General features: G+C 43.3%; 9 protein-coding genes. 1 reads left to right on the forward strand and 8 read right to left on the reverse strand.

All coding sequences use genetic code 11. From position 1 onward, the window contains the following. Positions 1-9: 9 nt before the first annotated feature. From H8S64_RS10605 to H8S64_RS10635, 7 genes are all read right to left on the reverse strand, one after another. Positions 10-3,357 (reverse strand): SusC/RagA family TonB-linked outer membrane protein, encoded by a 3,348-nt coding sequence (locus H8S64_RS10605; RefSeq protein ID WP_186976033.1) that lies wholly within the window; start codon positions 3,355-3,357, stop codon positions 10-12. 109 nt (positions 3,358-3,466) lie between these two features. After that, positions 3,467-4,612 carry a FecR family protein gene (locus tag H8S64_RS10610; RefSeq protein WP_186976034.1) on the reverse strand — a complete coding sequence of 382 codons (1,146 nt, stop codon included), beginning with the start codon at positions 4,610-4,612 and terminating at the stop codon, positions 3,467-3,469. Positions 4,613-4,707: 95 nt separating this feature from the next. Further along, the gene (locus tag H8S64_RS10615) at positions 4,708-5,265 is read right to left on the reverse strand and encodes an RNA polymerase sigma-70 factor (RefSeq protein ID WP_186976035.1); all 558 of its coding nucleotides are present in this window, start codon (positions 5,263-5,265) and stop codon (positions 4,708-4,710) included. Positions 5,266-5,429: 164 nt separating this feature from the next. Further along, positions 5,430-6,767 (reverse strand): MutS-related protein, encoded by a 1,338-nt coding sequence (locus H8S64_RS10620; RefSeq protein ID WP_186976036.1) that lies wholly within the window; start codon positions 6,765-6,767, stop codon positions 5,430-5,432. Continuing rightward, the gene (locus H8S64_RS10625) at positions 6,764-8,098 is read right to left on the reverse strand and encodes a MutS-related protein (RefSeq protein ID WP_186976037.1); all 1,335 of its coding nucleotides are present in this window, start codon (positions 8,096-8,098) and stop codon (positions 6,764-6,766) included. The genes H8S64_RS10620 and H8S64_RS10625 overlap by 4 nt, the downstream gene beginning before the upstream one ends. A gap of 124 nt (positions 8,099-8,222) precedes the next feature. Continuing rightward, on the reverse strand, positions 8,223-10,529 hold the full coding sequence (locus H8S64_RS10630) for a Gldg family protein (protein ID WP_186976038.1): 2,307 nt from the start codon (positions 10,527-10,529) through the stop codon (positions 8,223-8,225). 11 nt (positions 10,530-10,540) lie between these two features. Continuing rightward, entirely contained in the window at positions 10,541-11,467 is a 927-nt protein-coding gene (locus H8S64_RS10635) for an ABC transporter ATP-binding protein (RefSeq protein WP_186976039.1), read from the reverse strand. 409 nt (positions 11,468-11,876) lie between these two features. Here H8S64_RS10635 and H8S64_RS10640 point away from each other — a divergent pair, with 409 nt between their 5' ends. Next, positions 11,877-13,133 (forward strand): M23 family metallopeptidase, encoded by a 1,257-nt coding sequence (locus H8S64_RS10640; RefSeq protein ID WP_186976040.1) that lies wholly within the window; start codon positions 11,877-11,879, stop codon positions 13,131-13,133. Positions 13,134-13,168: 35 nt separating this feature from the next. On the opposite strand, the gene H8S64_RS10645 is transcribed toward H8S64_RS10640, so the two are convergent. Beyond that, on the reverse strand, positions 13,169-15,301 hold the full coding sequence (locus H8S64_RS10645) for a DUF3352 domain-containing protein (RefSeq protein ID WP_186976041.1): 2,133 nt from the start codon (positions 15,299-15,301) through the stop codon (positions 13,169-13,171). Between the last annotated feature and the right edge of the window lie 20 nt (positions 15,302-15,321).

Below are 15,321 nucleotides of genomic sequence, written 5' to 3' on the forward strand. Positions count from 1 at the left end.
CCTATATCTTTAAAAACCTACATTTACTGAAAAACTATAACTTCTGGCAAACGGGTAAAACAAACCTCGTTCCTGCTTGATTGATGATACACGGAATACATCGTTCATGTTAAAAGCCAACTTTACCCGGCTAAAACGAATCTTTTTTAGTATATCCGAAGGTAATTCATAACCGACAGATACAGATTGGAGTGTCAGCGTGTTGTCATCTTGTACAAACCTACTGGTTGGATTCGTGGGAACATTATATTGCTTCAAGCTCTTGAAGCCGGCTATATCACCTTGCTTTTTCCACCGGTCTGTAAACACTCTTTTATCCACGTTATTTTCAATATCAGCATTCTCTATTTTGGTTTGTAACGTCTGGTTATATTGCTGTCCCCCGTATGTATAAGTAAAATACACGTCCAACGTCACACCGTACAATAACAAGTTTGAAGACAAGGTACCATTCATTTTCGGTTCCGTATTCCCGATAGCAACATTCTCCGAAGCGAGCCATTCCGTACCGTAACTCCCGTCTTTATAACGGAATATCTCATCTCCTGTTTGCGGATTTATCCCCAATGACCGCATGGCGTAAATTGATGTTGTCGAAGCGCCTTCCACGTATTTCAACAAAGGTTTTTTGGTTTCGATTTTATGGGCATTATCCTGATACTTCTCTTCTATCTTTTGATTATATGACTTCAAGGACTCGGAAATCTTCTTTATCTTATTTTTATTGGATGCCACATTAGCCGTAAAATAAAGTTGAGCGTCAGATTTAGCTAATGCTTTTACCCGTAAACTTATCTCGTAACCATTATTGGTAATCTCCCCGATATTATCCTTGTAAGACAGAAATCCCGAAGATGAAGGAATGTACATATCAGCAATCAAATCCACCGTCCTGCGGAAATAATACGTTCCCGTAAACACCAAAAGCCCGTCCAAAATATTAATTGTAGTACCTAAATCCGTTATCTTCGTTTTTTCCCATTTCAAGTTTTTATTTCCCATGGCTGTAATATTTCCTCCCAACCCTGTAGGATAAACCGATTTGCTGTTAATCGTATACAACGTGCGAGCCGTGTTAGCGGGGAAATTAGCCTTACCCGTAACACCATATGAACCTCTGATTTTCAATTCCGAGAGCCAATTTACTCCTTTCATAAAAGCGTAATTATGAATATTCAACCCTAGCCCCATCGACCAGAACGGCGCAAAACGGGTTTCGCTCCCAAAAGATGAATTTCCGTCCATTCTCCACGTGGCGTCCAACAAATAAATATTCCGGTAGGTGTAATTCAAAGATACTATCGTTCCGAACAATCTAGTTTTTTGTTGAAAAGTTGTCGGGGCATTCGGAAATTCTCTCGCGAATTGCGGATTAGCAAACCCACCCGCCGGAATATCTCTCACGTACACGCTATGGCTCTCGTCTGAACTCTCTTTCACGTTGATACCGGCAAACAAATTAATATTATGATACCCGATCATATCGTTATAATACCCGAATACACTACCGTCTATCACTGTCGCGGTTGTATTTCCAACAGTCATTTCCCCTTTATAAGGCTTGTTGTGATATTGCCCGGCTTCGGGTGAGGTATAAGCATTAGAAGAGCCTGTCGTGTAAGTCAAGGCAAGAGAACCTTTGAAATGAATTTTATTCGTCAGATAATATTGGACAGAGAAATTATCTATAAATTCCTTGCTTTTCGTTTTATCGAAACTACCCAGATAGGCATCATACAACGGATTACTGGTCGTACCGTTCGGTGTTGCAGTCTTTATTACTTCGGCAACTGTTCCGTCTTCATCCAAATAAGAATAGTAGGGATTCATAGTGGTATATTTGCTAAACGAACCGAAAGGAGATTCCTCCGAATTAACTCCCGTGTACGTGGCACTATTCTTGAATAACAATTTCCCGATATTATACTGTAACTCTAAACCCAATCCAAAGGTTTTTCTTTCGGACCCCTTCATCACCCCGTTATTCCCTTGATAATTCACGTCGATACCATAACGAAAACCGTTTGTTCCCCCTTCCATTCTTAGATAATGTTTACTACTCGCCGTATTCCGAAGCGGCAAAGCCAGCCAGTCCGTGTTATTCCCCCGCTCGATTAATCTTAGTTTCGCATGATAGTAAGCCTGCTGATAATACTCCTGATCAAACAATCCGGCTTCTTTTTCCGCCTCTACTTTTTCCTTGGCATTCATCAAATTATAATCCCGCAAGTCAGGAACCTGTACATTTAGGTTATACCCGTAATTAATCAGTATTTGCCCATCTTTAGGAGTAACGGTTGTTATCACCACAACCCCGTTCGCGGCACGAGAACCGTATATTGCCGTGGCTGCCGCATCTTTCAATAAAGTGATCGATTCAATCCGGTTAATATCCATGTCGTACACTTTATTAACACTCACCTCGAAACCGTCCAAAATGAATGTCGGTAGATTCGGGTTATTCTGCAATGCCGTTTTAGACACATTCACCTCATCCAATTCAGTCAATCCGATACCGGAATCTCCGCGAATGCTTATTTTCGGCATCACGTTCGGGTTAGAACCCATCTCGTTATTAACAGCAATCCGAAAAGAAGGATCCAATACTTGAATGGATTTCAATACATTTACTTGGGAAATCTTCTTTAATTCCGCAGCCGTCATCGTTTTCACGTTTCCCGTGTAAGACTGTCGGGAAAGATTGGCATACCCCGTCACAACGACATCTTCCAATGCAACCTCACTCTCTTTCATAACAACATTAATCGTGTCTTGACCGGTATATCTTATTTCCACGGTTTCCATCCCGATAAAAGAATATTCCAGAACAATCTGCTTACCGAGAACAAAGCGGAAAGCATACCGCCCGTCTTTATCCGTTGCCGTACCCAACTTCATATCCTTTATCTGTATTGTAACCCCGGGCAATGGAAATCCTCGTTCATCCTTTACCACTCCCACTATCTTACCCTCCTTCACGCTATCCCGAACAACCTCGGCACGCCGCTTGAAAATGACGACATTACCCATAAATTCATAAACCAGATCCGTTCCCTCGATACATTTATCCAACACGGCAACGATATCCGCCTTTTTTAAGTCCATCGTTTTCAAACCGATCTGTGAGATATCCCGGTCATTATAAACAAAATTGAATGACGTTTGTTGTTTTATCTGGGCAAAAACTTGAAGCACAGATGCATTCTTCACCGAGATATTCAACTCGACTTTCTCAACAATCGTGTCTGCCCTTAAAGCATTTATCCCCATAAACACAAAAAGAAACAATACAGACAGCATACGCCTTATCTTCCGTGTATAAAAACACAAGCGTTTCATGTAGTCTTTTTTTTCCATAAAATTGTTTTTAGTTCATATTTAAATCATCATCTTTATAAAAGGCCGTACATTTCCCGAGGACTAAATATTTTCAGCCCCATAAATAATTGCCCAATTCCCTATTTATTTATTTTCTATAAACAAGAATTTGATTCCCGACTAATTCAAAATATACTTTATTCGTCTTTTCTATTGATTTCAACACGGGATTTATTTCCCCGTACTTCTCTATATCCAATGTAAAACATTCCTGTTTAATGTCATTGGAAAGGAAGACGACTTCCATACTATACCATCTTTCCAAAACTCTCATTATTTCACCGAGAGTTTGATTTATAAATACAATACGTTCCTCCTTCCAAGCAACATAAGGATACACGTCTACATCCGAAACAACAATCTTTCCCTCCGAATCGACTTTTGCCTGCTGATTAGGTTTCAATCGATATACCGATTGCAAATAAGCCACTTCAACACTTCCTCTAACCAAGGTCGTGGTGGCAATATCGCCCTGATAAGTATTAAAATCAAACTCGGTACCTAGCACCTTGACTTTCAGGTCACCCGATCGCACGACAAATGGGCGAGTACTATCCTTTGCCACGGAAAAATAAGCATGACCTATTAATTCCACCTCACGGCAATCTTTACTGAATTTTTGAGGGATAACAAGAGTGGACATCGCATCCATGTGGACAACCGTCCCATCCTCCAAGCGGGCTACATACTCCCCGCCGCGAGGGACTTCCAACCGATGCTTATTCATTGAAAGATTCTCGACCTCTTGTGCAAGAAAAGCAACCGTATCAAGACGATTTTCCACGGGAGCCTCGGTCACGTTCATCTTCAAAACAGAATCTTTGAAAACAACAAGTTTTCCGCCTTCAGCCAAATAGATCACGGCTTTCGAGTGAACAAAAGATTCATTGTTTACCAGATTCTCTTTTTTTACAGGCTCCTCCTGTTTCGTGTACGTGTAAACCAACATGCATACCATCGACAATATTACAGCTACTGCCGCAGGAATAATGAAAGCCATCCGTTTACGGCGTCGCTTGTATCGGATTTTCTTATCCAATAAAAACCATTGTTCTTGAAGCACTTTTTTATGTAACGGGTCCATGGCCTGTTGCAAATAATCAGGCGAGCCTATTTTGCGGAAAAGGACTTCATGACGATCGGATTCTTTTCGCCATCGTTCCAGTTCCCGGGTTTCCTCATCGTTTGTCCCGAATGTAAAATACTTCAATAATATCCGAGAAATTTTATACATAATCACTTTAATATAAATTCATCTATTTCATGTATCTATATTAAAGACGCCAAAATTCTATGGAGGTGTTATGCTTTTGGAATAATTTTAGACATTCAAATGTCAGGAGCCATTAACATCATCAATATCAACAACTTCTCCAAACGTTCCCGGATATAATGATTGGCATTATTCTTGTGTCGTTTAATTGTATTTATAGCGATATGCAGTTCGTCCGCGATCTCTTGATGAGATTTTCCTTCCAGACTTAAACGATACACTCTTTTGCAGGATTCCGGTAATTCTTCAAAAACCTGATTTATCATGGCAAAAACCTCTGCCTCTATAACTTTACTAACAAAGTCTTCTTCAAGCTCATCACAAGTATATCCCTCCAGACGCTTTTCCGCCCTTCTCTTGTTTCGGATATAAGTTAAACAATTATTACGTACTCCCCGGTAAAGATATACTTTAAGAGTTTCTTCATTCTGAAAGACTTCCCCTTTTTCCCACAACTTCATGAAAAAGTCTTGTAACAAATCAAAAACAACCTCCTCATCCTTTATATATTGCAGGGCAAAATATTTCAAAGCGGTGAAATACTGCTCGTATCCCGCCTTAAACTGCTTGGAATCGGAAAGATCCACTATTTTTACTGATTCATTACTAACCATCACTTACATATAAAAGATCCACACTCACTATCACACTTCAATAATTCAAAAATAACGAAAAATAAACACCTTTCAACAATTACACTCCGTTTTAACATTCATTCAGGCAAAAAATATCCCGAAGCCACAAGCCCCGGGATATTTTCATGGTGTCGGCTCTCGAACTAAGAGGCGACTTCACCTTTGATTATCTCTATAATCTTCTCGTTATTAATAATAATCATACCGTGCTTGTCGCTCGTGATTCCCGGCTCTAACACGTAAGTATAAGTCGGCAACTTACCTTTCATCACGGTCGGCAGGTAAGCGAAAGTCACGTTATCACAATGCTTGCCTAACTCCTGTCCCACCTCGATAATGTGCGTCGAAATCATGAAAGCACTGTTACGTCTTTCCGCCAAGGCCTCGGTTACCGCCAAAGTGGCATCGAAAGCGTCTTTCACGTTCGTTCCCTTGAACAACTCGTCGAAGATCACGATCAAACGCTTGTTGCGGCTCACCTCAATAGCCACGTTCTTCACGCGCAATACTTCCGCATAGAAGTGACTATAACCCATATTAATATTATCCGGCACATTGATAGAAGTGTACATACCGTCCTGTATACGGAATTGCATCGTCTTCGCGGCAATCGGGAAACCCATGTGTGCCATGTAAACGGCTATTCCGAAGGATTTCATCAAAGTAGACTTTCCCGCCATGTTTGCCCCGGTCAGGAAGAAAATATTTTTGGATGCGGTCACTTCCAGATCATTGGAAATCGCACCATCGATACGAGGATGGTGCAAACCCGTCGCGGCTACCAGCACTTCACCGTCATCGGCAGCTGTCGCGAAGCAGAAATTCTTCTCTTTAGCCACTCTACCCACGACCACGTTCAAGTCGACACCCTGCAATAACTCGATAACCTCTTTGAACTGTTTGTTCAACAAGCAACGAAATACCCGGTCAAAAGCGATCAGATTGACCAATCCCGGATTATCCTGACGGGGATGTCCTAACAATTTATCAATGCGGGAATCCTTCAATAACGAACGTCCCTTCTCGACAACGCTCTGGAACGGATTACCCGCTACATCGGTCGCCAGTTTATCGAAATATTCACGAGCCTTCCGGTAGAACTTGATCGACATCAGTATCCGCTCCCGGATAATATTGAATTCCGGATCATTACTGATATAATGCATCGACTTCGCTTTCAAAAGCTGGAATATATTCCGGAAACCGTTTTTACTACTTGCACCGGTGATATATTGCTCGACCACGTCAAACTCGTCCTTCTCGAACGGGAACCCGAAATCGTGATCCCGGAAATAACGGAACACGGAAGAACGGTCATTAATAGCCTTCGCATCCGTCAACGGGTGCAGGAACATATTTTCCATCATACGTTCCCCGCCGCGGGTAACCGTCCCCACGAACATGCTGTAAACGGAATTATTCTTGTACTTGCCTAGCAAGTTCAAATCATCCAGCGTCTGTTTATCTGTCTCGAAACTCATGCCTCTCCGTTTTTAATGATTTCAATAATCCGTTCATTATTCACGATCATCATACCGTGGCGGTCATCCGTGATACCGGGAGCCAGCGTGTAAGTGTAGATCGGTTTACTTCCTTCCATTTTCGTGGGCAGGTAAACAAAGTTGATATTGTCACAGCGTTCCTTCAGAACCTCTCCCGCCTCGATGATATGTGTCGAGATAATAAACGTGCAATTCCGGATTCCGGCGAAAGCTTCCGTCACCGCCACCGTTGCATCGTAAGCATCTTTCACGTTCGTACCCCGGAACAACTCGTCGAATACCACGATCAGATGTTGAGTTTGACGCACTTGTTGTGCCACTTTCTTCACCCGCAACACCTCAGCATAGAAGTGACTATATCCCATGCTCAGGTTATCGGGCAGGTTAATCGTCGTGAACATCCCGTTCTGCACGGAAAATTCCATCTCTTTAGCGGGAATCGGGAATCCCACGTGAGCCAAAAAGATCGAGATCCCGAAAGACTTCATGAACGTCGATTTTCCTGCCATATTCGCTCCCGTCAGGAAAATCACGTTACTATTCTCGTCTACCTCTATATCATTACCTACCGGTTTTGTCAGGAACGGGTGGAAAGCACCCTTCAGCTTCAAGATATTGCGGTCGTTCGGATAAGCTTTACCGAAAACGAAATTGCGATCTCGTGCCACCTTCGCCACCGCCATATAAACGTCAAGCAGGTAAACGTAGTAAAGAATCTTCATCATCTTATCACGTTCCTCGAAACGGAACACGCGGTCGTAAACCACCGCTTGCTCGTAAGCCAATTTCTTCTTTCCTTTCTCGGAAGTATACCACGCCCATTTCTCGTTATCAAGCAACCCTCTCAAATTCGCCGTCAAATCGGCTATCGTCTTGTTGCCCGTGTCTGACTTTGAATTCTTCAGAAAATCACCCAAAGTATTCAACAACTCAATGCAACATACAATCCCGTTATGTAACTGGGTATATTCCGTGTCCGTTCCCACCAAATTCTTGAACTTGCGTCCCAACGTGTTATCCTGCGTCATCAATTGCGTACGACGGTCAGTATTACCGAGGTAAAATTCCATGGTATCGAAAATCTCGCTCCGGAAAGGAAATACCGCCTCTATATCGCGGTAATAACGAATCACGTCACTCCGCTCGTTAATCTGGTCGGCATCCGACAAAGGGTAAAGGAACATCTCTTCGAGAATTCTCGCCCCACCGCGTGTTTGCGTGCGGTTAAAAATCTCGTAGACAGATTTGGTCCGGTTATTCCCGAAGATCGCCAGATCATCCAACGTTTGTTTGTCTATTTTAAAACTCATTCTATATCAATTAAAATTGAAAATTGAGAATTGAAAATGTGAATCATTACATATCCACATTTTCAAATTCTCTTATCTTTTCCATTTTAAATCTAAAATCATAAATCTAAAATCGGAAATCATACTATCTTCCTTTTCTGCGAATCCAGATAAGAACTCCGGCAGCAGCCAAAAGCAAGGGTATCAAGAGAGTAAACGACCACTTGATAATCCAAGCTCCCGTTTTCGCAACATATACCTTATCATCCGGTAGCGGCGGACGTCTCACGTCAATGGGCACCTCTCCATCCGACAACCAGAAGAATCCTCCCGTTACCAAAGTATAGTTAGAAGTACGCGCGGTCGGAACTCGTCTTCCGAACTCACCGTTACTGATACAGTCCGCGTCACCAGTCAAGATAATTTTTTGTTCTTTATCCCCAACTTTTCTTGATAATGCCACAGCCGTGGAATAGGTTTTCTCTACTTCCCCGATAGCAGGATTCAAACGAATCGTGTCGTCGATAAAGTCCGTGGTTTCCAATTCGTTCCAAACACCAATGGTATCCGTCTTGAACATGGTCGTAACCTTGTATCCCTTATCCGCGATTTGCTCCAATCCGGCTACACTCGGGGTAGACATCACCATTCTATATCTACGCATCGTACCGAAATCATAAGCGATACTGTCAGCCGCCTCTTTCGTCGGGTAAGACAAAATCACGTCAGCTTGAAGATTCGTATCCTGTTTAACCAGAACTCCGTCTGTCATCTCGAAACCGAATTTCGCGAAGAGCGGGTTCATCACGTCTCTACGTTTCGGTTCTCCCAAAATAAACAAATTACCACCGCGGTCGATATACTGTTGCAAATTAGCTTCCTCCGCGGGAGTCAACCACTCGCGCATATCGGAAATCACCACGATATTGATATGTTCCGGCACTTGTTTGTCCAAACGAACTTCTTCCACGTCAAACCCTTGATTCAACAAAGAATGACGGAAACCTTTATCATCCGCAAACGCACTGTAATCCCGGTCTTTGCCACCATAGAAACTACGTTCTCCGTGTCCCTGCACGATACCCACTTTCGGGAGTTCCATCACCATCCGTTTGAAGGCGGCAGAAATCTCTCGTTCACTCGGGAAACGTTGCATATCGTTATAAATTCGTAACCAAGCTTTTTCCCCGTTATCGCGAACGATTTGACGAACGAAAGTATTCCCTTCTCCGGACAAATCAATTTTCTTACGAATCTCTTCCGGCCCCATGAATCTGTTGGAATCCAAACCGTACATCTTACAAACCTCAATCATTTTCTCTCGAAGATTCTTATCCGGGAAACGTCTGTCTAACTGAGGATTCGCGCACGTGTCATAATAATACACGTATTTCAACTTCATATCCGGTTTGAAGCGCAGGTATTGTTCGAAACGCTCCATATCCGGTTTCAGGAAATAGAAAGCGGCATACCACGAAGCACCCGGATCAAGTGCGTTAATATACGTGGTGATAGTCATTCCACCATCCAATTTAGCCACGATCTCTTGGCTATTCGGGGTCAACGTGTTCATTTTAGTCGCGGTCGCATCATAATAAACCTTCATTTTCGGCATGGAAGTGATAAATCCAAGGACACAAACCAAAAGAATAACACCGACATTTCTTCCCAACGTGATCACGAAACGAATCTTTTGACGTACCGCGTTCAAACGAATAATCGTCAACGCAAGGAACAAACAAACCACGAGGATGAAATAAAGTAAATCTTCACTACAAATCAACCCGGCGATAAACTTACCGCTTCGACCCGGCATAGCCAGCCAATAGGTCACGTCACGAATGAAGTCATATTCTTGCCACCAGTTACCGATCATACTCAACACCATCAACACGGCAAACGTTCCGATAGCCGCCACGATCTGGTATGAAGTCAAACTGGACATAAAAATACCGATAGCCGCATAAGCACAAATCAACAGGTACAATCCCAACAATCCGACAAACACCATTGGCCAATCGAAATCTTTAATAACAGACCAGCTACAAAGCGTGATTAAAAGAAGAATACCAATCATGAAAAGCCCGTAAATCATCATGGACACGAACTTACCCACGATAATCTGCAAATTGGTAATCGGAGAAGAATACAACAAGCGAATAGAACCACTACTCAATTCCTTGCTGACCAAACTCATGGTCAAAAGTGGAATATAAAAATACAAGTAATTCTGCATATTTACAAAGACAGCTCCCCAAGGATTAGCGAAGATATTAAACGTGGCTCCCGCGACGCTATATCCCATTTCTTGAGAAACTACCAATCCCTCGATCTTACCGGCAAAAATCAAACCAGCCTGTATGCCGAACACGACCAAGATTAACCATGCAACAGGAGAATAGAATAACATTTGCAATTCCGTTCTCGCGATATTATATATCATTTTAAACATAACCTGATTATTTAATGTGCTTTTTTAGACAATTCCGCGAATATACTATCCAGAGAGCTCTTCTCTACCCGAATCTCGGATAGACGCCAGTCTTTAGCGGCGCTCTCCTTCACGATACGATCAATAACCTCTTGCGCTTCCGTGAAACGAATACGGAATTTCATGCTACCCAATTCTTCCACGCCCAGTACGCCTTCAATCTTGGCAAGTTCTTCCGTTGCCGGAGGATCAACCATGGAAAGATAAAGGGTATTCGGGATAATATAATTGTCAAACTCATCAACGGATCCCATGAACACGAGCTTTCCTTCCTCGATCATCATAATATGATCGCAAACGGCTTGCACCTCGGTCAAAATATGCGTGGAAAGAATTACCGTACGATCCTGCGCGATATCCTTGATCAAATGACGAATCTCCATAATCTGGTTCGGGTCCAACCCATTCGTCGGCTCGTCAAACACGACTAGAGCAGGTTTATGAACAATCGCCTGAGCGATACCAACACGTTGTTGATAACCACCAGACAAATTCTTAATCAAACGCTTGCGGAAATGAGTGATACCACATCGTGCTAAAACTTCCTCTACGGCAGATTTAAGTTCATTATCCGGAACCCAGCGCAATCTGGCACAATGAAGTAAATATTCTTCTACAGTTAAGTCACCGTATAAAGGGGGCTTCTGGGGTAAGAAACCGATATGACGTTTAGCATCCACCGGATGTTTACGGGTGTCAATCCCGCTGATAAAAACATTACCTTCCGTTTGTTTGATAACACCGCAAATAATGTTCATCGTGGTTGATTTACCGGCACCGTTCGATCCCAGCAAACCATAAATTCCCCGTACAGGAATCTCGAAACTAATGTCGCGTACCGCCCATTGAATGCTGTAGCGATGTGACAAGTGTTCGACTTTTACAATTGGCTCTTCCATAAATTTGTTATTAAAATTAATATGCTCTTACAACAACACTTTTGCAAACTTTATAAATAGACGTTTCAGAATTGATTTAGTGTTATTCCAAAATCAATTTTATGAAAACTTTAAGATTTCCCAACCATTCAAACAACTGGTTAATACAATATTACCCTTTTCTCTCCTAAATCTTCTTCACGTCATTATAAAAACACTTTTTGACATTCCATCACGTCAAAAGTAATAAATTACAAATCGCATCAACAATAAAAAATCAACTTTAACGTTTTGTTAATAACAACATTAAGAAAGTTTTCACAAACGACAACATGTGGATAAAAAAAGAACCACTCTGTTGCAGGTTAAAAGCAAATCACCTAACTTGCAAGCCTGAATCGACGCGATTAACCGGATGTAAGAAAAGAAGATGAAAAAGACGAAATGGATTTGGATTTGGGCAGCCATAGGCCTTGTACTGGGGATTGTCATTTTTTGGCCGAGTAACAAAGGAAATAAAGAAGCGATACTGGAAGCCAACGCTGTTGACGAAGTCGTGGACACGACAGAGTTACAGCAAGTACATTATAAATACGGCATCCCCTCCGATAACTTCGAGATAGCGGAAGGTGTAGTGGAGAAAAACCAGAACCTTTCTCTCATCCTCGCGAGGTACAAGGTATCCCCTGCCAAAATACACGAGATTGCGCAACGCTGTAAAGATGTTTTTGACGTGAGAAGTATCAAACGGGGTCAAAACTATACTCTTTTCCTCGCTAAAGACAGTCTTCGCACCCCCGAGTTCTTTATATACGAGAAGAACGCCCTCGAATACGTGGTGATCGACTTCAAAGAAACATCGGAAGTGTACGTGGGACAAAAAGACGTGGTAAAAAAAGAACACACTGCCAAAGTAGGTATAACCTCTTCTTTATGGAATGCCATGGTTGAAGCAAACACCGATCCCACTTTAGCGATCACGTTATCTGAAATATACGCTTGGTCTATCGACTTCTTCGGCTTGGCGAAGGGCGATTCGATACGGGTTATATACGAGCAATCGTACGTCGAGGACAAACCTCTACGTGACTTCAATGTCAAAGCGGCGATTTTCACGAACACCGGCAAAGACTTCTACGCTATCCCCTTCGAGCAAAACGACAAATTTTCCTATTTTGACGAAGAAGGCAACAGCTTGCAGAAAACCTTTTTAAAAGCCCCGTTAAAATACTCCCGTATATCCTCGGGATTCTCCAACAACCGTTTTCATCCCGTGCTGAAAAGATACAGGGCACATCACGGCGTGGATTATGCAGCCCCCACGGGAACGGAAGTGTACACCATCGGCGACGGGGTTGTCGTGAAAAAAGCATATCAGGCAAACGGTGGCGGCAACTACGTGACCATAAAACACAATAGTGTCTACTCCACCACTTATATGCACCTCTCCAAATTCGCCAAAGGCATTCAACCCGGCAAACGCGTAAAACAAGGCGAAACCATCGGTTACGTCGGAGCCACCGGACTTGCCACCGGTCCTCACTTGGACTTCCGGGTGTACAAAAACGGAACCCCCATCAATCCGTTGAAAATGAGTTCTCCTCCGAAAGAACCCGTTTCACCCGAAAACATGCCTCACTTCACACAAGTGAAAGATTCACTGGTGAACTTACTAAGAAAAATCTAAGAATGAAGAAAATCTCAGAATCGTCAATCACTAAATCATAAATCATAAATCGTTTCCCCCGTCACCTTATAGTAACGCCATTTTCCGGCATGCAGCCCTTTCTTGTAACGTCCCTCGCACCACAAATGTCCCGTGCTGTAATAGAACTTGGCTTCCCCGTGCCGTACGCCCCTCCGGAATCCGATTTCCGCCCGTACCGTTCCGTCTGGAAAAAATTCCTTGTAATAACTAATCTCCCCTTTCTTGTAACTCACTTGCGCCAACAACTCGCCGTTCTCGTAAAAGAAGGGTGCTACCCCGTCAATCTTGCCTGTGCTGTAAGGCAACTGCCCGATCAACTTGCCCGCTTTGTCAAACACGCACCATACCCCGTCCGGATACCCGTCCTTCAATGCCCCGCGAAAAAGCACTTTATCAGTTGAATACTCGTAATATTCCCGGGAACCAATCGCGATACTATCCGGCACGACAGGATAATAAAACCCCGCTTCTATCTGATCAATCTGATTCTCGAACTGCCGGTTCAACTCCCGCATACGATACTCCTCGGGAGCCTTGGCATTATAATTTGCCACAATTTGCGTCTTAAAAGCATCTCCATTCTTGGATAGAGCAAGCCCCACCGTCTCGAAACTCAAAAACGCCCCCTTGTTCTTCTCCAGCTCATCCCGGGAATCCGCTTTAAAAGAACCGTACAAATACTCGTATGTATTCGGAGCCTGCACGTACCCGAACACGTTATTCCTGCTCCCCAGACTTTCCATCGTCTGCAAATACTTCTCGTCACGGGACAGCGTGTTTCCCAACACGTATTCCTTGATCATCTCGGTAAGCGTCTCCGGGGAATTACTGAAAACAACGTAATCTTCCAGAAAAGTATAATAAGGTCGCTCGAACCTATCAAACATCCCTCCGAAAAAGAGATTGAAGAAACCCTTCAAACGGAAATAATGAATGGTGTGCCCGTTATATTCAATCACCCGTTCCTTCACGGGAGTCGTTCGCTGAATCTGTTCCGCCAGATAAGCCAACTGATCTTTCGCCAGATCAATATCTTTCCCTCGGACAGCCAACACGATATTATCCGCCCGTTGCCCGCTTTCCAAACGAGGCTTAATGATCGTCACCTCGTTCCCTATCCATGAAGAAAACAAATCCAACACATCCACCCCCAACCATTTATTCATCCTCTCCAAAGATTTCGCGATCTCCGCGTAAGACCGCGGATTATTTGTCTTGTAATTCTCCAACAACAAAGACTCCACCTTCTCGAATGAAGGGAAACAGAAAGAGATATAAGCCGCCGTATTCTCGCCCGCGATATTCTTCACGGAAGAAGTTCCGCCCTCGAGAGAATTCACCACATCCAGCAACGAAAAGCTACTTGAGTCGGGATTCGTTTCCCCCGTGAAACGCAGATTTTTATCATTCAACTGCAACATCAACCGGGTATTCTTCAATAAAGCGACCTCGTTTACCACCGCGGATTTTTCCATGACCGAGGCAATCCATTTTCCCAATTGACGATGATCGATATCCAGAATCATATCGCCCGATGCCGCCACCATCCCGGTATTCTTCTTTATCTTACAACGGGCAAGCGAACGGGAAACCAAAGAACGGGACAACGAGGCTATCAACAGATTATCTTTGATCGTGAAATAAAACTGCAAATCCGCCCAAGTCAATTCCCGAATCTCCCCGTTCGGGTCCTTGAACCGTCTCACCCGTATTTCATCATCTTCAACGAGCGCGAGCAACCACGATTCAAACAGGCGAATCACGTTCAGTTTACCCAAATCACAAACATACAAGAGATCGTAATCATTCAGCGCCACCTGATGACAGGATATGGTCACGGGACGATCCGTCACGATACGCTTCATCTTCGGGTAACTATTCGCCAAAGAATCTATATACTGTAAATCCGAATGATACTCCTCGAAATACGGATAGCTCTTCAACGAGCGCCAGATAAAATTCCTCCGCAAACGTTCATGAACACTATTCACGGAACGAATATTCACCTTAAAAACCGCATCCGCGGGCACCGCTTGCAGGGTATTAAACTTCCCCAAGTTGCGGAAAACACCAAACCACACGACCAAACCGAACCCCAGCAAAAGGCCTGACACGACAATTAATTTCCTCTTTGTACTTTTCCGCATATATTTCACTCCGCTACACT

Origin of the sequence: Butyricimonas hominis (genome assembly GCF_014287455.1) — a bacterium.
Taxonomy (GTDB): Bacteria; Bacteroidota; Bacteroidia; order Bacteroidales; family Marinifilaceae; genus Butyricimonas; species Butyricimonas muris.